Below are 19,109 nucleotides of genomic sequence, written 5' to 3'. Positions count from 1 at the left end.
TCACCACTCGTGGTAGGCGATGCCGTTGAGGCCCTTGCCGCGCGCCTTGGAATAGACGTCGAAGACGTCTTCGCCATCGCGCGGATTCTGGGCCGAACTGTTGTAGGCACGCAGGCCCCAACCCCCTTCGTCGTCTCGCTTGGCCGGCACCAGCGGATCACGCGGGATGCGGCGCAGAAAGTAGAACTTGGCACCCTTGGCGCTGCGCACGTCGCGCACGCCGTCGACCAGCACCTTCAGGTTCGGCGGGTAGCCGCTGCTGTTCAGCGACTTCTCGATGTAACCGGCGTCGAAGGCGCGTTTGTAGGCGTCGATGCCGTCGCGGATCTGGTACAGCGCGGTGCGCAGTTCCTGCTCCTTGCCGCGGCGGACCACGGTCTCGGTCAGGGGCGCGGCCATGCTCGCCAGCAGGCCGATCAGGGCCAGCGTCACCACGACTTCGATCAAGGTAAAACCGCGTTGCGAGGCGTTCATGATCAAGGCTTCTCGACGGTCACGTGGGTGGTGGCCACGGCGGCATCGCCCAGCGCCTTGGGCTGCGCTACCGGAGCTGGCAGGGTGTAGGTCTGCATCGAGCGGTCCGGCGCCTGGATGTGCATGCTGGTTTCCGTGCCGGTGGGGAATTCCATGTCCGACGGGCTCTGGTACGGCAGGTTGCGCACGATCCGCGGGGTGATGGAGAGCACCAGTTCCGATTTGCCGATGGTGTCCTTGTTGCTGCCGAACAGGCGGCCCAGACCGGGAATGTCACCCAGGCCGGGAATCTTGTTGCCGGTGGCGCCGTGGTCGTTGCGCATCAGGCCGGCGAGGATCTGCGTTTCACCGTCATGCAGGCGCAGCGAGGTCTGCGCATTGCGGGTGTCGACCTGCACCGGGATCGTACCCTGGCGGGTCGGTTCCAGCGGCGTGGCGTTACTCACTTCCAGGGCAATCTTGATCGCCACTTCGTTGTTCAGGTGCACGGTCGGCTGCACTTCGAGCTTCAGACCGACATCGAGGTAAGTCACGCTTTCGGTGATCACCGGGCCCTGGGTGGACGGCACCGACGTGGCGCTGATGATCGGCACCCGCTGGCCGATGTGAATCCGCGCCTGCTCACGGTTGCTGACGCGAATCACCGGACTGGCCAGGGTGTTGATGTCGTTGTCCTGTGCGTTGATCTTGGCCTGCGGCGACGGCGAGATCGAAATCCGGCTGGAGTTGATGCCCTTGAGTTGATCGAGGATGGACACCGCCGAACCGTCGCTGTTGATCACTCCGAAGGTGCTCGGCCATTGCAGGCCGAGGTCGAGAATGCGCTGGGTGGCGACTTCCATCACCTCCACTTCCAGCACCACTTCGGGGTTGGACTGATCCTGCGATTGCAGAAGTTTCTCGGCCATGCGGATCGCGTCTTCGGTATCGCGCATGGTCAGGGTGTTGAGGCGCTCGTCGACGAACACGTCGCGGGTCTTGAGCATGGTCTTGATCATGTTCAGCGCGGTGTTGGCGTCGATGCTGGTCAGGTAGAACGTGCGCATCACCAGCTCTTGATAATCCTTGAGCTTCTGCGGCGAGTCCGGGTAGATCAGCAGGGTGTTTTCGTTCACCACTTTCTGGTGCAACTGGTTCTGCTGCAGCAACAGTTGCACGGCATCTTCGATGCGCACGTCGCGCACGAAGATCGTCGCTTTCATGTCCGGGCGCAGGTCCTTGTCGAAGATGAAATTGAGACCGGCAACCTGCGACAGCACTTCGAAAATGGTCTTGAGGTTGGCGTCGCGAAATTCCAGGGTCACCGGCCGGTCGAGTCGGGTGCGCAGTTGCGGGTACTGGATGACGTTGCGGCTCTGTACCAGGCGGATGTTGCCTTGCAGTTCCAGCGCGCCTTCGTTGGCCGGGTCGAGTTCGAGGATCTGTTTCACCTGGCGGTCGGCACCGTAAATGTCGCCGCGCCGCAGGTCGCCCCGCGCCAGTTCGAGTTTTTCGTCCATGCTGCGCAGGTAGTCGAGCTGCCGCAACGCATCCTGGGCGCGGCGGTTGTTCGGCTCGATGGTCAGCACGCGCTGATAGGCGGTGCGCGCCGAGACGAAGTCACGCCGCGCACGGTCGGTGTCACCGGAGGTCAGCAGCGCGGTGATCGCCTTGGCCCGGCCGCTGTTGAGCAGCAGGTGCAACTCGGTATCACGAGGGTTCTCCCGCAGGCCCTCCTGGATCCGCGCCAGGCCGGCTTCGTACTGGCCCTGCTCGATCAGGTCGGCAGCCTCCTGGTTGGCGACCTGCGCGCTGCTGCACGCGGCCAGCCCGGCACACAGGCCCAGGCTCATGAGCAAACGGGATCTGTTCATTGCGTACTCCCCACAGACAAGGTCTGCGACAAATGCAAAGGCAGGTAGATCAGCTGCAGTTCCACCTCGGAAATGCCGGTGATCTTCCAGGTGTCGTCGATCACATCCCCGCTGCGCACGACGTAGATCTTCTCGCCGTCCTGCAAGAACACTTGCAGGTCGCTGCGGTCATGCAGCCTGCCGACGAACTGAAACGGCACCGGTGGCAGGCTCGGGGCGGGCACCACTGGCGTCGGGTTGAGCGGTTGTTCGGTGACCGTGGCCAGGCTCGGCGCGGCTTTCCAGCTCTTGGCGGCGAACAGATCGCCGGCCGGGCTCAGGTCCTTGAGCGGCGGCGCCGCGACCTTGGCCGCGCTGGCGGGCAAGGCGCCACGGCTGGTGCTGCGGCCCGGGGTGACCACGGCGACTGCGCTGGAATCGGCGTCTTCGCTCGGCGAGAAATACTCGGGCAACCAGGCCAGTGCCGCCGCCACGCCGAAGAACGCCAGCCAGCCGCTGATGCGCTTGATATCCATCACGACCTCGACAGGTAGAGGGTCATACGGATCCGGCCACTGAGGTCGGTGTCGGCGATCTTCTTGCGTTGGAACTCGACGTCTTCCACCACCACCGCCGGCAACTGGCCGAGCAAGGCGTGCAGGAAGCGGCGCAGTTGCGGATAGCTGCCGCGCACCGGCAACAGGATCTGGTAGCGCGCCAGGTGCGTCTTGGGATCGACGCCGAGGGCGTATTCACCACGCGCCAGGGTGATGTGCTCCTGAGCCGCGAGGGCGTAGATGCGGTCGATGGCCACCGTGGCCTGCGGTTGGGCCGGCAGCTTGTTGCGAAAATCATCGAGCTGCCGTTGCGGCACCACTGGCGGCGCGATGCTGCCGTCCTCGACCTTCGCCAGGTATCCGCTGGCGTCCTGGGTCTGCTGGCTGAGCTGTTGCAGCGACTGCCAGCCCGGCAGCAAACCGCCGAGGGCCCAGGCGAGTGTGACGATCAGCAGCGCCAGACCGGCCAGGCCCGGAACGCCGAGGCCCTGCAGGTATTCGTGGACGATCAGTCTAGGGATTCGCATCGCCCATCTCCCAGGTCGCCGACAGGTTGAATTGCACCGGTTGCTCCGGCGATTTGACGACGATTTCGTGGCTCAGCAGCGACACGTCGGAGAGCTCGTCACTGGCTTCCAGGCGTTTGTGGAAATCCAGCATCGCCTGCAGATCCCGCGCTTCGGCGCTGATGCGCACCTGGCCCTTGCGCGCATCCGGGGTCAGGGTGAGCAAGGCGATGTCGTCACGCGGCATGGCTTCGAGCATGGCGAACAGGCGCTCCCAGGGGCGGCGCAGTTGCTGCGAGACCTTGCGCATTTCGGCGAGGTTCTGCGCCTGCTCGCGGGTTTCGGCCGCGCTCAGGGTGATTTTGCCGCCGCTGTCGCCAGTGAGCTGGCGCTGGGTGTGCTGCAGGTGGCCCTGCTGCTGTTCGGCCTGCTCGCCGAGGTGTTGCTGCACGCCGAAGCACAGCAGCGCCAGCAACACGCCGCTGCCGAGCAGGCTCCAGCCCAGCGGGCCGGAACGCGGACGCGGCTGGAAGTCGAGGTTCAAGGCGCGCATCTCAGGCCACCGCCCGCGACATGACGTACAAGCCGTCACGCACGTTCATCGTGTCGTCTTCGAGCGTGCGCAGCTGCACCTCGGCAATCTGCGGCGGCGCATCGAGGCGCGCCGGCGCGTGCAGGTAGACATTGAACGGGCGCTCGCTGGTGGAGGCCTGCAATTGCCGTTCGCGGCCGATCAGTGCGCTCAGCGCGGCATCGCTGTCGCCGTTGCCCGCCGAGCGCACCGCGGCCCAGCGCCCGTCACGCGCCAGCAGCAACACGCTGCGTTGCGGTTCGGCGACGATGAACAGGAAGTCGCCGGCAGCGAGGCTTTTGTCGAAGCAGTTGAACGCCGTCATCAGGTAGGGCTGCACCGAACGCAGGCGCAGACCGCGACCGCTGACCAGCGTGCGCAGGCGTTCGAGCAAATCCTGCGGCAAGGCACTGGCGATGCGGTCATACCCGGCCGGCTCGGCCGACAATACCAGGCTCCACGGTTGGCTCGGGGCGCCGAACAAGTCCTCGAAACACAGTTGGGCGAAGCCGCGCAGTTCGTCAGGGCTGCTGATCTGCGCGCTCCACGGCACCAGGCAGAACCGGCTGAAGTGGCCGGAGATCACCACACTCAGATCCGCCCCGGCACGGGTGTGTTCGCCGAGCAGACGATCCAGGGTGTCCAGTGCCACCGCGTAGCTCTGGAAGCCTTCGTCGATGTAGCCGACGCTGCCCAGCCACAGGGTTGCACTGCCCCGCCGCTGGCCCAGACCGACACCGCTGGCGCCGAGCACGGCGACAAAACGCTCACGCGATAAAAGTGACACGATTGATCTCCTCCAGCGTGGTCCGGCCGTTCTCCACCAGCTCCAGCGCCGACTCGCGCAGCAGGCGCAAGCCACGGGCGCAGGCCAGGGCCTTGATCTGAGTGATGGGTTGGCGTTCGACGATCATCTGCCGCAGCTCGTCGTCCAGGTGCAGCAGCTCGGCAATCGCCGTACGGCCGCGGTAGCCGCTGCCGCGGCAATGGCCGCAGCCCTTGCCATGGACGAAGCGGTAGTGGCCGACCTTGTGCGGGTCGAGGCCCGAGGCGCGCAGCTCGTCATCGCTCGGCGTGACCGCGGTGCTGCAGCTGCTGCACACCAGGCGGATCAGGCGCTGGGCCAGGATCGCATTGAGCGCCGAGACCAGGCTGTAGGGATCGATTTCCATCTGGGTGAAACGGCCGATCACATCGAACACGTTGTTGGCGTGGATGGTGGTGAACACCAGGTGCCCGGTGAGCGCCGACTGCACGGCTATCTGTGCGGTGTCGGGGTCGCGGATCTCACCGACCATGATCTTGTCCGGGTCGTGGCGCAGGATCGAGCGCAGACCACGGGCGAAGGTCAGGCCCTTCTTCTCGTTGACCGGGATTTGCAGCACCCCGGGCAACTGATACTCGACCGGGTCTTCGATGGTGATGATCTTGTCCACGCCGTGGTTGATCTCGGTGATCATCGCGTACAGCGTGGTGGTCTTGCCGCTGCCGGTAGGCCCGGTCACCAGCACCATGCCGTAGGGTTCGGCTGCGAGGCGGCGCAACTGGCGCAGGGTTTCGTCTTCAAAACCCAGTGCCTGCAACTGCACGCCGCAGACCTTGTCGGCCAGGTCCTGTTTGTCGAGCACCCGCAGCACCGCGTCTTCGCCGAAGATGCTCGGCATGATCGACACGCGAAAGTCGATCTGCCGGCCACTGATGCCGATCTTGAACCGACCGTCCTGCGGTACGCGTTTCTCGCCGATGTCCAGCTCGGCCATGACCTTGACCCGCGAGATCACCTGCTCGGCGAACTCGGCGCCCTGGATCTTGCTGATGTTGTTGAGCACGCCATCGATGCGGTACTTGATCACCAGACCGTTGCCGGTGGTGCCCAGGTGGATGTCACTGGCATGCATTTTCAGAGCGTCGTAGAGGGTCGAGTTGACCAGCTTCACCACGGTGCTGGCGTCTTCGCTGATGCTGGTCAGCGACAGGCTCTGCAGGGTATCGGTCTCACCGCCGGCGTCGGCCTGGGCGTTGAGCGATTCGACGGCATGGAAGCTTTCTTCGTGGCGCGCCAGGTAAGCCTTGAGGTCGTCGGCGTGGACCAGGTATAGCGGCGCACCGTGCAGGCACTCGTCGATCCAGGCCAGGCGCGCGTTGTCGAAGGGATCGGCGAACACGCCGATGACCTGGTCCTGGTGCCGCAGCAGGATGAATTCACGCTTGAGGCATTGCGCGAGGGTGACCCGGTCGAAGACCGGCGTCGCCTGGAACAGGGTGTCGGTGTCGAGCACCGGGTAATGCAGGGTGGCGCCAAGGCTGGCAATGAAGGGCATCGGCGCCAGTTCGCAGAGCACGCCGAGGGCGTCGAGTACGCGCTCCCCGGAAGTGGCCGCCCGGGATCGAGCCTGGGCCAGTTGCTCGCTGGAAAAGCGTGTCGGGGCACACGCAGGGGGCAACGCTTCGACGACAACGGACAAACGTTCCATGGCTTGCTCTCCCACCGGGGCCTGGGGGCCCTGTCGGCGCGGGAGGCCATTGCGGCGGGTGCCGGAACGTCTATCGCGCCATTACTCCCCGGTGAGCATTTGATCGTCGTCCGGCGCCATGGAGGTCGACTTGCTTCGTCGACGATCCGCCAGCACCCAACTGCCATCGTACAACTGCAACGGGAAGCTCTCGGTCCTGCTCTGGCGTCGTTCGACGAAGCCCTCGGAAGGGCTCGCACCGGGTTTCGCTTCGCGCTGGATACCCAGAAGGTCGCAGACAGCTCGGGCCAGTTCCGCCAGTGGAAACGGTTTGAACAGGATGTGGCTGACCCCCAGTTGCCGCGCCCGCTCACAGACTTCGGCGGTCGGGTGACCCGTTATCAGCACGAAATGACACGTCCTGTTCTGGCGGACAGCGTCGAGCACCTCAAAGCCTTCCATATCGGGCAAGCGGTAATCGAACACCAGCACGTCGGGAGCGAAGGTGTCGGCCTGACCGATGCCGTCGGCTCCATCGTGTGCAATCCGGACGTCCAGCCCTTGCGCCGACAGGTAATCCTGAAGGTTCTGCGCCAGCAGCTGTTCGTCTTCGACAACCAGTACTTTGTTAACCAAGGTCGACTCCTTGCAACAGCAGGTCCTGCATACAGAGCCTGTCGGAGTGCGCCTTACCATCGGTAACGCACACTTCATGCCAGGCTGAGCGCCGGTAGAATTAAGTCTTCATGTCCTTGAATTCAATGACAATGCCCGCTCGTCCCGGCTTCCCGTTCCCCAGAAACGGGGAAGCACCTGAATGGACATCGAAGCCATTCCCCACTATTGGGGGGGAACCTTCAGTCGTCGTCAATCCGTTCGATCCTGTTCTGCGCCCGTAACTGCGCGAGCACCTGACGACGAGCCTGGGTCTGTTGTTGTCGGGCAAGGTAAGCCCGGACTGTTTCCAGCCCTTGCAACTCTGGGACATCGGCTGCCTCCAAGTGGTTCTCGACAAAAATCAAATGCCAGCCGAACGGTGTCCGCACCGCATCGCTGAGCTCTCCCGGCTTCAGGGCAAAAGCCGCCGCGTCGAACGGCGCAACCATTTGCCCGCGAGCGAAGTACCCCAGCGCCCCGCCCTGACTGGCGCTGGCATCCTCTGAACCGCTCTGCGCGACGCTAGCAAAGTCCTGGCCCTGGCTGATCGCCGCACGCATCTGCATCAAGCGTAGCCGCGCCGCTTCAATCGTGGCGGCGTCGGCATCCTCGGCAACCTTGACCAGGATATGCCGCGCCTGCACCTGCTCCGGCGTGCCCATCTCGGCGCGATGCTCGGCGAAGAACGCGCGCACCTGTTTCTCGTCGGGCGCATCGACCCGGCTCAGCTCGGCGAACACCTGCTGCGCCGCCAGTTCGCGGCGCGTGTATTCGCTGAACGAGGCTTCGTCGAACCCGGCATCCTGCAAACGACGGCGGAACTTCTCCGCGCCGCCGAGGGCCTGGCGGGTCTGCTCGACCTGCGCGCGCACCGCTTGCTCGTCGATCTCGATCCCGCGTTTGCGCGACTCCTGCCAGAGCAGCTCCTTGTCGATCAGCGCATCGAGCGCGGCCTGGCGCAGCTGCTTGTAGGCCTTGGGATTGCGGATGCTGGCCACGGCGCGGCCCTGGTCCTCCAGGTATTCGGCGAAATAGCGCTCCAGGCGAAACTCGGAAATCGCCTCGCCATTGACCCGCGCCGCCACCGGTTCATTGTTCGCCGACGCCAGCGACACGCCGCACGCCAGCAACCAGCAGAGCATTCTCAGCTTCATCATCAGGGCCTCCGTTCAGGGGCTGGCGACAACGGGTTTGTAGGGCGCGACCAGATAGAAGCGCTGATCGGGCAAATCCACGGTGACCACATGCGCCCCGCTCAGGCCCAGGCGTCGCCCGGGGCCGAAGCTGATGCGCGGGGTCAGGCCGGTGTCGAAATCGTGCAGGCCTTCGAGCGCCGCCACCAGTTTTTCGCGGCTGGCATCGCGCCCGGCCTGCTTCATGCCTTCGCTGAGCAGCAGCATCGAGGCGTACGCGCCGACCTGCAGCACCGCATGCTGCGCACCCAGGCCCTGATGCTCGCGCAGCAGCGACAGCGCCATGCGCCCGGCCTGGGTCCAGTCACTGGGCACGAACGGATAGGCAAGGAACACCCGCCGGGAAAACCCGTTCGGCACCTGCAGCAGATCCCCGGCCACCTGACTCGAGGCCGCGAACAGGTACGGCACCTGCCCGGCGTTCTGCAGACCGGCCGCCAGCCGACTGAAGCCGCCGCCACTGCCCAGGTAGAACACCGAACGCGAGCCCAGGGGCAGGCTGTCCGCCGCCGGGTCGTAGGCCTGCACGTGAACGTTCTGCCAACCGTGGGCCTGCAGGTATTGGCCGAGGGTCTGCGCGGTCTGCGCCTGGCCCGGGTCGTCGGGATAGGCGATCAGCGTCGGCCCCTGCAACACGCGCAGGCTGGCCGCGGCGTAATCGGCCAGGGCGATCAGTTGTTCGCGCAGGCCCGGCAATGGTTCGAAAATCTGCGGACTGGTCTGCACTGCACCGAGCAGCGACAGCGGTCCGATCATCGGCACGCCGGCCTGCTCCAGGCGGGGCGCCAGTTCATTGTCCAGCGCCGGCGCCAGCGGTGCGACCAGGGCGAACACCTGCTCCTGCTCGAGCAAGCGTTGCAGGGCCTGTTCGGCACTGGCGCGATCCGGGCCGGGATCAAGCACCGTCAGGCGCAACTGGCGGCCATGGATGCCACCCGCCGCGTTGATCCGCGCCACGCTGCCGTTGAGCACCGCCGCCACTGTCGCGCCCTCCTCGGCCAGCGGACCCTGGCTGGGCAGCAAGGTGCCCAGGTGCAGAGTCTCGGCCTCCAGTCCCGGGTCGCGTTCCTCGGCCAGACGCTTGAGGTAGGCGGTGAGGTTGCGCTGGTCCTTCATCGACAGCAGGAAGCGCGGCATGCTCGGGTCGAGACGGTTGTCGGCGGGGTCGCGCCCCTGCTGGATCACCCGCGCCAGACTGCTCTCGGTGTAGGCCGGATAACGGCGGCCGTTGACCTGCTGCTGGCCGTAGCTGCTGCTCAGGCGCGCCCAGTTCAGCTCCGGCGGACGCACGCCGCCCTCGGGTCGGCCAAGGCCGTCGGCGCCATGGCAGTTGGCGCACGGCAGGCTGGTGGCGGGCAGCAGCACATCCGCCGCGCCGACCCGCGCCATGATCGCCTCGCCGCTGGCCGACAGGCCTTCGCGGTACAGGCGCCTGCCGGCGCTTTCCTCAGCGGTGAGCGGCACGGCGGCCGCGCCCAGGCTGACGCTGGCGAACAGGAGCAGGGCGAGAACGCGGCAGCGCTTCATGGCCAGGACTCAGCGGCCGGCCACGGGCATTGTCAGCAGCTGCAGGCGCTGGGCAATGGCGGCGGCCGGGGCATCGGGACGGATCTTGCTCCAGCGTTTGTTGGCGACATCGCCGACGATCAACTGGGTCGAGTGCTGCTCGGGCGTCGGCACAATCTGGCCGATGCGGCCGAGCACCAGGTCGATCTGCGCCTTGTCACCGGTAAGAAAAAGCCAGTGCGGGTCATCGGCCCCTTGCTCCAAGGTGTAAGCCTTGAGCACCGCCGGCGTGTCGCGCAGCGGATCACTGGTAAGGGAAATGAAGGTGATGCCGGCGGCCTTGTCACCCAGCAACGCACGGACTTCCTTGAGCTTGCGGGTAATCAGCGGGCAGGCGTCATTGCAGCGGGTGAAGATCACGTTGAGCAGCACCACGCGGTTGTGCAGCGCATCGCTGTAGAACCGCAGGGTGTCGCCGTTCTGATCCTGCAGCGGGGTGTCGGTGAACCAGGTCTTGGCATCGTGGGTGCCCTTGGCCGGTTGCAGCGCAACCTGCGCCGATGGCGCGGCCTCATGGCCCTCATGGGCGATGGCGAGCAGGCTGAGCACGCAGAAGCACAGGGTCAGGAAAATCAGGATCAGCGCTTTCATGGCTGTTGCTCCATGGCGATCGCGGTGTGTTTGGCATGGGTGCGCAGGCCGCTGAGTTTTTCCACTTCCCTGGCCAGCAACGCCGGATCGGTGAAGCCGTAGTAGCGCATCCAGTGCCGGCTGTTGCCGTCGCCGACGAGGATCAACGGCTGGTGGTTCTTGAAGTCGCCGCTGAAACTGCCGAGGCCTTTGAGCGTGGCGCTGATCGACTGCGGCGAACCGGTGAGCCAGCTCCAGCCCGGGCCTTTCTGGAACGTCCTGGCGTAATCCTGCAAGCGCTTGGGATCGTCACGCTGCGGATCGATGCTGATCGACACCAGTTGCACCTCGTTGCCGACCCGCGCGCCGAGCTGCTTCTGCACCTTGCCCATGATCGACGACACCACCGGGCACACCGTGGTGCAACTGGTGTAGATGAAGCTCATGACGACAATTTTGCCCTGCACCAGATCCTGCTCCAGGCGCACGGTCCTGCCGTTCTGGTCGAGCAGCGGCACGTCGGCGAATTTCACCTGGGCGTGCTCCTGGGTGCTGGCGGCAGGTGCGGTGTGGCCGGCGTGCTCGTCCGCCGAATGCGCCAGGGCCTGGTGGACGCCGAACGCCAACAGGCACAGGGTCAGCAGGCCACGGGATGCAAATCGCTTCATGGGGATGTCCTCTTCACGGAATCTGCCCGGGCGACACCCGGACGCTGGCAAAGGTCTGGTCGTCGAACCCGGCGCCCAACGACGCGGCGCGCACATGCAGGTACCAGGCGCCGCTGCGGTCGAGCGTCAGCGGTGCCTCGTAGACACCGTCGGCGACCTCCAGCGCCGGCACCTCGCGCGGCCGCGACGTCGGCGCGAGGAAGTAGCGCAACTGCACGTCTTTCACGCCGCTGCGTTGCACCTTGTGCTTGCCCTGGACGATGCGAAAGCGCACCACGTAGGGGTCGTTGAGCGCCACGCGGGTCTTGTCCAGGAGGAACTCGACCCGCGGTTGACCGACGTGCTGCTCGGCCTGGCCGTTCGGCTCGATCTGCGCCGTGAAGCAATGGATGATGTTCGGCTGGTTGAGCAGGAACGCGACGTCGAAACGCCCCGCCGCCGGCAGCCTGACCCGCGCGCTGTAGAGCCCCGGCGCCACCTCGCGCAGGCTGCGGTCGATGACCATCGCCGCTCGCGCAATCTGCCCGCGGTTGGGATAACCGGACATCGGCGCGTTCATGCCTTCGGCGTAGAAGTAGGTGGTGTTGTCCACCGGGTTGACCACGAACACCGCGTTGTCATCGCGTGACACCGCCAGGCTCGAGGCCAGCGGCAGGTCGCCGGCCAGCCGTGGCGGCTGCGGCCCGGCCTCGAAGCCCTGGCTGATCGGCTGCCGGCCTTCGCCCAGCGAGGCCAGATTGATCATGGTGACCTTCGCCGAGGCCAGCCCGCGCACATAGGCGTAGGCCTTGCTGAACACCACTTGATAAGGTTCGGCGGACACCTCCAGGTCGTGGATCGCCGCGTCGGTGGCGGCATCGATCACCGTGGCGCGATTCTCCACGGTGTTGAGTACCACGCCGAAGCGGCCATCAGCGCTGAAGCCCATCGGCCCGAGGCCCTGCTGCAGGCGAATGACCCGGCGCACCGCATGGCTGTTGCCGTCGATCACCGTCACCGTGCCGTCCTTGCCATCGGCCACATACACCGCGCCGGACAACGCTGAATACGCCACCGACAGCGGGCTGGCACCAGTCTTGAGCTGTTGCAGCAGGCTCAGGCTGGCGATGTCGATAACGCTCAGGGTGCCGTCGTCGCGGTTGCTGACGAAGGCGAAACGGCTGTCCTTGCTGAAGGCGATTTCATGGTGACCGCGTCCGGTCGCCAGGTGCTTGAGCGGTTTCAGGCTGTGGCTGTCGATCACCGTCACACCGGACTGTTCAGCCTTGCCCGCGTTGTTGCCGACCCACAGCAGGCGTTCGTCCGGCTGCAACGCCAGCCGCACCGGTTGCACGCCGGCAGCGACCGTGGCGAGCACCTTGAACTGCTCGCTGTCGATCACCGCCACTTCCCCGGCCGTGGGCATTGAGACGAACACCCGCTTGTTGTCTTTCGGCGTGACCCAATCCATCGGCGGCTGTTTCAGTTCGATGCGCGCCAGCGTGCTGGTGATGCCGCCGACCGACACCGACGGATCGACCACCGCAATGCTGGCGTCGCGGTTCATGACCAGCAGGAAGTAGCTGTTGAGGTCGAGCAAGGGACGCGCGCCGATGTTCGATTTGAGGAACACCCCGACCCGCGACTTGCAGCTCCTTTCCCGGCCCTGGGCCTGGTCGGCAGCGATGGTTTGCGGGTCGATCCAGGCCCCCGGCGCCACACCGGACAACGGCTGGCCGGACGCGCCGTCGCTGACGCGAAACTGCACATCGGCAAACTCGCCTTCGCGCAGCAGGCCGTCGCTGGCCAGGGGTTGCAGCTGGAACGTCACGGTGACGCCGTCGCGAGCCAGAGTCTGACCGCTCCAGGTGTCCGGCAACGCGACGTCGCTGAGCATCGCCGGCGGCGCGGTGCGCCAGATGCCGAAGCTGAGCAATGCTCCGGCAAGGACCGCCACGCCCGCGCTGATTCTGATGATCCGGTTCATGCCGCTCTCCCCTGACACGTTTTCTGAAACACCACCGCCCCTGTGGGAGCGAGCTGGCTCCGGGCGGCGTTCCGACGAAGGCGTCAGACGCCTCACCCCTCGAAACCGCGTTGCTTTCATTCGCGAGCAGGCTCGCTCCCACAGGCTTTTGCATCCACCGGCATGGGCTACTGCCCCTGCGGCGCCGGTTCCGGCTCATTGGTCACCCGCAGCAGCCCCCACAGTCCCGAGGTGTTGCCGTAGGCGGCGTAGTCGCGGAACAGGTAGTCACCCGGTATCGCGTTGCTGCCCCCAGCGCTGGGGATCATGAAGCTGAAGTGCGCGGCCGGCAGGACGCTCTCGTGAGCGCCGACGTACATCGACATCGGGTTGTAGCCGAAGCGCACCGAGCCCACCCCTGGCGTGCCCATCGGGTAGCCGCCGGTGTCGCTCTTCTCGGCCTGGAACGGGTTCACCGACCAGACGTGTCCGTCGAGCTGGAACGTGGTGCCACGGCTGCCGCCACTGGGCATCAGAATGTGCGTACGCAGCGGCTGCCCCGGTTTGGCGTAGAGCACCGGCGTCTGCGGATCGCCGCCGACCAGCGCATTGCTGTAGGCCATGTGCGCGTTGACCATGTCGCCGTAACCGGCACCTTCGGCGTGCCCGAACGGCGCATCCGGGGCGAGGCCGAAGCGGTACCACAGCGGTTCGGTCTTGTAGTTGATGGCCATGCTCGAGTTGTCCTGCGGATCGGTCGGCACACCGAGGCCCTCGGCCGCGATGCCTTCCACCGGCCGGCCATTGGCCCAACGGGTGTTCAGCGCCTTGTGCCAGACCATCGCGAAGTCGCGGTAAGTCGTCTGCCCCGGTGCGGTGACCGTGGCGTTGACCTTGCGCGCATCGTCGACCCAGGTCGCGCCGATCGGCAGGATGCTCATCGCCCCACCCAGGCCTTTCTGCGGCTGCTTGATGACGTCCGCCGGGGTGATATTGAGGCCGCCGAACTCCACCGCCGTGGCGTTGATGTTGTCGACGCTGCGGCCCAGTTGCGTGACCGGTTTGCCTTCACGCTCCAGGTGTCCGGCGTAGTACTGATAGGTACGGCTCGGGTAGGCCCCGCTGTTGCCGACACGCGGCGGCACGGTCTGGATCGGGTTGGCGCCGACGTTGGCACCGTCGGATTTGGTGATGTCGTAGGCCAGCAGTTGCGCGTGCAGGCCGACATGGCTGGACGGCCGCATCAGGTTGTTGCTGAAGGTGGTCGAACCGAGGCCGCTGTTGCGGTCGCGCTTGACCAGGCCCTGCATCACGGCGGTCTGGGTCAGGTCGGGCATCACACTCGGCAGACGGTTTTCCAGGGTGATGTTGATGCAATCACCGGCTGTCGCGCGCAGCACCAGCGGTTCGACCGGAATACCGGGCTTGAGCTTGCCGCTGACCGGATCGAGGTCGGACTTGCGCACATAGAGGATGGCGGTCGGATCATGCAGCGGTCCGCTCTGGCCACCGATGGTGATAGTCGCGCCATCCTCCGGATCGGTCACGGTGACTTGCGGGATGCTCACCGTGCGCGAGTTCAGCACCAGGGTGCCGCCCGCCGGATTCAGTGGGCCGCCGACATGCTGGCCGAGGCCGGCGGGATCGCCGATGGTCAGGCCCAGCGCATTGCCGAGGATGTCGTTGGCCAGCGCCGCGACCACCTCGTAGTTGCGCTGCACCGTCGGCCGGGTGCCGATGCCGTTGGGGTTGGCGCTGATCCGTGGGCAGCTGCCTTCGAACGCCACGGTGTTGCGCATGCCCGCCGGACTCGGGTTGTTGGGGATGGCGAAGAGGTCATTGCGTTTGGCCGTGTAGTTGCGCATCACGCCCCAGATGCCGCTCCAGTAGCCTTCGATCGAGGCGTCCATCGAGTACAGGTAGTCGCCGGTGGTCGCCGCCGAACTGGAGAGCATCGACACCGGGGCGACAAAGCCCATCTGTTCGGAGATGCCGATCATCTGCGACGCGCGCCAGCCGGAGTTGGAGCTGTTGCCGAAACCGGAACCGCTCTGCAGCCACTTCACGCCGTGCAAGGTGACGTTGTGCTCTTCTTCGTGGCCGCCGGCATGCACCCGCAGCCGCACGTTGTCGCCGGTGTAGGTGCGCAGCATCGGCGTGAACGGATCGCCCGGCTCGCTGCCGCCCTTGTTGATGTGCGGCGGGAACAGCGTGGTGCCGCCAGTCGGGCCGGTCGCCGCCGTGACCAGGTTCGGGGCCAGGTTCATGGCCGGGATGGCGCGGTCGGTGCGGCTCTGCATGGCGTACGCCAGATCGCCGCCGAGGCCGTCGGCCTGCATGCCGCGCTTGCCGTCCGGGCCGACCTTGTTCGGGTCATACACGCGCAGGGCCAGCGGTTCGTTGCGGTAGTTGACGACGAACATCCCCGGATCATCCACCGAGATCGCCTGCGGACATGGCCGGCTCGGGCAGCCCGGCACCTGGCCGCCCTGCACTTCGAGCACGCCTTCGAGCAGGTTGCTGGCGTTGCTGCGCACTGGCGGGTTGATCGCGTAGCGGAAGCTGTCGGCGGTGGCAGGGAAGGCTTGCGGGTTGGGCACGCCGTTCGGCCCGGCACCGACGTAGACGCCGGCTTCATAGGCGTGCTGGAAGTCGCTGTACTCCAGGAAGAATTCGCGGAAGCTGTCGTTCTTGCCGTCGCCGTCGAGGTCGCCGGTGTTGATCACCGCTTGCCATGAGGTCGGCCCACCGTCCTGGCGCGCGCCGCTGTACAACGGCTCGCCGGTCTCGGCGTGGAACCAGGTGGAACCGGCCGGTTCCGCCAGCACCGTGGCGTAGAGGCCGATCTGCTGGTGGGTCGACGGGCCGAGGTGGTCGTGCGTGAAGATCGTGCCCAGACCACGGTCGACGCCCTTGGCGTTGACCACCGGATCGACGAACCAGCGCTGCATCGCCGTGCGCGCCCCCAGCCAGTCGCTGCGGCCGAACTGGCCGAAGAATGGATGCGCCTTGGCTTTCGGGCACGCAGGCGTGCCGTCGCGCGGATCGCTGGCCTGGCACTGGTTGAACTCGCGGATGGCATGAATGCGCTCCTGCACGGCGCCCGGGGAGAGCACACCGTCCTCGTAGTTCCAGCCATTGGAAGAACCATCGGCCGAGGTCAGGTCCCACTTCGGCAGGTGAATGTGCTGGCCGATCACGTCGGTCGGCGTGCGCACCTGATAGTCATCCATCTCGTAGGTGGCTGGCACCAGGTTGGTCTGCTGGTACTGCACGCAGTCGAAGGTGTTCATGCGCATCACCAGCGGCTCTGGCGGACGCTGCTTGGTGATGACCGGCCAGGCGTCTTCCCACAACGCGAGAATGCGCGCCTGCGGGAAGTGATAGCCGACCTTGTTGTACACCGCATCGAACTGGATATTCGCCGCCTTGTAGACCCGCGGCCGGTCGGCGGTGAAGGTCGAGGCACCGACGAACGACAGCCCGTCGATGCGCTCGCCGCTGTTGAATTCGCCGCTGCCGGCGCTGCTGGTCAGGCGTTTCTGCCGGTCGTCCATGCACGGCTCGTAGTACGGCGCGCCGGCCATCGGCAAGGCGCCGTTGGTACGGAATGCCCGCGCCACGATCTGATTGCCCGGCAACAGGGCGAAGCTGGGGTGATCCTTTTTCGCGTGGAAGGCCATCGCCGCCTGTTCGACTTCCGTGCCCTCTTCCGGCAGGTAGATCGGTTTGGCACGGGTGACTTCCTTGGAGAAATCCAGTGAGGTGGTCACCGTGTGCGCCTCGCCACCGGCCGCCACGCCGTCGAGGGCGTGCCGTTGCAGACCGCCGTTCCAGCCGCCGGACTGCGCCGGATCGAGGTTGGCCCACAGCGCGTTGCCACTGCTCTTGAGGGTCTGCGCGGTGGTGGCATCGAGCATGTCCAGCGGAGGCGTCGGTGGACGCTGACCGACCGAACTTTCCATGCCACCGATCCAGAACGGATAGCCGGGGTTTTTCAGGCTGCCGTCGGCGTTGCGGTTGGCTTCGCTGCGATCGACCAGCGCCAGCGAGCCGATCGCTTGTCCAGCGCCATTGCCGCCGTGGTGCTCACCGTCATCGTCGGCCTCTGCGGCGTCATCGTCATCGTGACCGGCGACCAGGGTTTCGCCCAACTTGGGCACCACCACCACTTTGCCCGGCATCGGCGCCATGGCTTTGCCCGGCAGCGGCACCACCGCCGGAATCGGCGTGCCCGCGATGATTTCGCCGTCCGGCAAGGCCCGTGCGCCGGGCGCCGGTTTGCCGCTGCGCAGCGCGTAGGGTTCGCTGTGATAACCGTCGGCACCCTGCTGCGACACTTCCAGCCGGGTGCCTTCTTCAAACACGTCGTGCACCCGCCACATGGCCCACATGCCCTGGGCGAAGTGCGGGTAGAAGTGGCAGTGATAGATCGCATCGCCGGCCACGCGGTTGCGGTTGCCCGAACCGCCGTTGGCGATTTCATAGGTGTAGCCGGCGCCCGGGCCGATGCCCTGGGCGTCGACGTAGTCGGAGTTGTCGTCGTTGGGGTTGAACAGCCACTGATGACCATGCAGGTGGAAGATGTGCTGCTCGTGGCCGTTATGGGTGTTGCGGAATTTGACGAAGTCGCCGATGTAGCTGTGATTGACGTTCGACGGCTCCGACGGATACAGGGCCATGGTGGCCTTCACGCCGATCTGTTCGGCACTGGGTGTCTGGCCCGGGGCGATGTTCTCCAGCCCGGCATTGGCCGGCACATCCACCAGCATCGCCACGTCGCCGACGGTGTGCGAACTGAGGAAGAATTCTTCGTAGGCGCAGGACAGGCAATCGTGCATCGGCCCCACGCCCAGACGGTTGGCGACCACTTCGGCGCCCATGCCGCCGGAGCCGTAGTTGATCATGAACGAGTCGCGGGTCGGCTCCAGCACGTGGGCCATCACCGGGTCGGCCCAATACGCCGGGAAGGCCTGGGTGGCGGCGGTCTCGTCCTGGAACTGCGAGGCGAAATCGCGGAACGGCTCGAGCCGGTTGGGGATCGCCGGGTTGCGTTTGCCCACCGACTCCAGCGGGTAGGTGCTGGGCGGGAAACTGCCGTCGGCGTTGCTGCCCATGACAATCGCGTCGCTCTCGCTGGAGATGATTTCATTGCCGTCGACCATGCTGATGATCGGCGTGCCGGCCTTGCCTTCGCGCAGCCACGGTTGGCGTTGCGGGTAGCGCGCCTGGTAATCGACGATGGGTTGACCGGCGGGGGTGCGGCCCGTGGTGGCCAGGCGCATTTCTTCTTCGGTGAGGGTGTTGCGATACGTCCGTCCTGCCTTGGGCACCACCACGACCTGGCCGAACAGGCCATTGGCGACGTTGCCGGCCGCGCCCTCGCCGCCAAAGGTCGCACCCCGGCTGCTGACGGCAAACGCCCCTTCACGCTCGGCATAAAGCACATAGGAACGGCTGGCGCCGGGCGGCACCAGGGTGTTGGCATTGCGCCCGGTGAACGAGGAGATGTCATCGATGCTGTTCACCGCTTGCAGGCCGTTGACCTGGAAGCCGACATGGCGGTCGGCAACCTGCTCGTCGACCTTGAACGCTTTGCCGTCGTTGGCCACGGGCGCGCCCTCTTCGCCTTCAGGACCTTCGACGTGCTTGTTCGGGTTGGCCTGGTAGTCGAGCAGGTTCTGCAGGTTGATCGTCAGGCAGTCGCCGGCGGCCACTCGCAGCACCAGCGGCCGTGGCCGCTTGTCCGCACGCAGCGCGACCTTGCCCGGCACCGCCGCGCCGCCGTAGGCCAGCGACACGTCATGCTCGTCGACCACATCGCGGCGCAGCGCATACATCATGCCGTTGGCGTTCTGTGCCCCGAGGCGGTTGAACATCAGCGGCTGATCGAACGCGACCACATTGGCCACCAGGTTGCGCTCGCAGCGCACGGCCGCGCTGGCCACCTCGACACTGAGCATCGAGGCCAGCAACAGCAGCCAGTTCAACAGAGACGGAGCGTGGTGAATGCCAACCATGATCGCAAACCTCGTCGTGGGTACTCACAGGGAATGATTCTCGACAAATGCCCCGGAGCAATCCGCATGCCACAAAAAATTCACCCATCTTTCAATC

Annotated in this window: 14 protein-coding genes; all 14 read right to left on the bottom strand. The window is 65.8% G+C overall.

Features of this window, described 5'->3' with window-relative positions:
- Nucleotides 1–474, bottom strand: a complete 474-nt coding sequence (locus tag QRN70_RS22310) for a type II secretion system protein (protein ID WP_285420052.1) — start codon at nt 472–474, stop codon at nt 1–3.
- Between the two features lie 2 nt (nt 475–476).
- Nucleotides 477–2,327, bottom strand: a complete 1,851-nt coding sequence (locus QRN70_RS22305) for a secretin GspD/PilQ domain-containing protein (protein ID WP_285420051.1) — start codon at nt 2,325–2,327, stop codon at nt 477–479.
- Nucleotides 2,324–2,842, bottom strand: coding sequence for a hypothetical protein (locus QRN70_RS22300; RefSeq protein ID WP_285420050.1), 519 nt, complete (start codon nt 2,840–2,842; stop codon nt 2,324–2,326). Before QRN70_RS22300 ends, QRN70_RS22305 begins: the two co-directional genes overlap by 4 nt.
- Nucleotides 2,842–3,390: a GspMb/PilO family protein gene (locus QRN70_RS22295; RefSeq protein ID WP_285420049.1), complete on the bottom strand. Its 549-nt coding sequence runs from the start codon at nt 3,388–3,390 to the stop codon at nt 2,842–2,844. The genes QRN70_RS22300 and QRN70_RS22295 overlap by 1 nt, the downstream gene beginning before the upstream one ends.
- Entirely contained in the window at nt 3,377–3,922 is a 546-nt protein-coding gene (locus QRN70_RS22290) for a PilN domain-containing protein (protein WP_285420048.1), read from the bottom strand. The genes QRN70_RS22295 and QRN70_RS22290 overlap by 14 nt, the downstream gene beginning before the upstream one ends.
- Nucleotide 3,923: 1 nt before the next feature.
- Entirely contained in the window at nt 3,924–4,727 is an 804-nt protein-coding gene (locus tag QRN70_RS22285) for a hypothetical protein (RefSeq protein WP_285420047.1), read from the bottom strand.
- Nucleotides 4,708–6,414, bottom strand: coding sequence for a GspE/PulE family protein (locus QRN70_RS22280; RefSeq protein WP_285420046.1), 1,707 nt, complete (start codon nt 6,412–6,414; stop codon nt 4,708–4,710). Before QRN70_RS22280 ends, QRN70_RS22285 begins: the two co-directional genes overlap by 20 nt.
- A gap of 81 nt (nt 6,415–6,495) precedes the next feature.
- Nucleotides 6,496–7,029, bottom strand: a complete 534-nt coding sequence (locus QRN70_RS22275; RefSeq protein ID WP_285420045.1) for a response regulator — start codon at nt 7,027–7,029, stop codon at nt 6,496–6,498.
- Nucleotides 7,030–7,250: 221 nt separating this feature from the next.
- Nucleotides 7,251–8,204: a peptidylprolyl isomerase gene (locus tag QRN70_RS22270; RefSeq protein WP_285420359.1), complete on the bottom strand. Its 954-nt coding sequence runs from the start codon at nt 8,202–8,204 to the stop codon at nt 7,251–7,253.
- Nucleotides 8,205–8,219: 15 nt separating this feature from the next.
- A complete protein-coding gene (locus tag QRN70_RS22265; protein ID WP_285420044.1) occupies nt 8,220–9,770 on the bottom strand; it encodes an ABC transporter substrate-binding protein in 1,551 nt (516 codons plus the stop codon).
- A 9-nt stretch (nt 9,771–9,779) separates the two neighbouring features.
- Nucleotides 9,780–10,400, bottom strand: a complete 621-nt coding sequence (locus QRN70_RS22260) for an SCO family protein (RefSeq protein ID WP_285420043.1) — start codon at nt 10,398–10,400, stop codon at nt 9,780–9,782.
- Nucleotides 10,397–11,047: an SCO family protein gene (locus QRN70_RS22255; RefSeq protein ID WP_285420042.1), complete on the bottom strand. Its 651-nt coding sequence runs from the start codon at nt 11,045–11,047 to the stop codon at nt 10,397–10,399. Before QRN70_RS22255 ends, QRN70_RS22260 begins: the two co-directional genes overlap by 4 nt.
- A gap of 13 nt (nt 11,048–11,060) precedes the next feature.
- Nucleotides 11,061–13,013 (bottom strand): YncE family protein, encoded by a 1,953-nt coding sequence (locus QRN70_RS22250; protein ID WP_285420041.1) that lies wholly within the window; start codon nt 13,011–13,013, stop codon nt 11,061–11,063.
- 167 nt (nt 13,014–13,180) lie between these two features.
- Nucleotides 13,181–19,012: a manganese-oxidizing multicopper oxidase MnxG gene (gene mnxG, locus QRN70_RS22245; protein WP_285420040.1), complete on the bottom strand. Its 5,832-nt coding sequence runs from the start codon at nt 19,010–19,012 to the stop codon at nt 13,181–13,183.
- Between the last annotated feature and the right edge of the window lie 97 nt (nt 19,013–19,109).

The organism is Pseudomonas sp. efr-133-TYG-5 (assembly GCF_030209175.1).
GTDB lineage: Bacteria > Pseudomonadota > Gammaproteobacteria > Pseudomonadales > Pseudomonadaceae > Aquipseudomonas.
The sequence above is the reverse complement of the archived record's forward strand: the minus strand, read 5'-3'. Positions and strand labels throughout refer to the sequence as shown.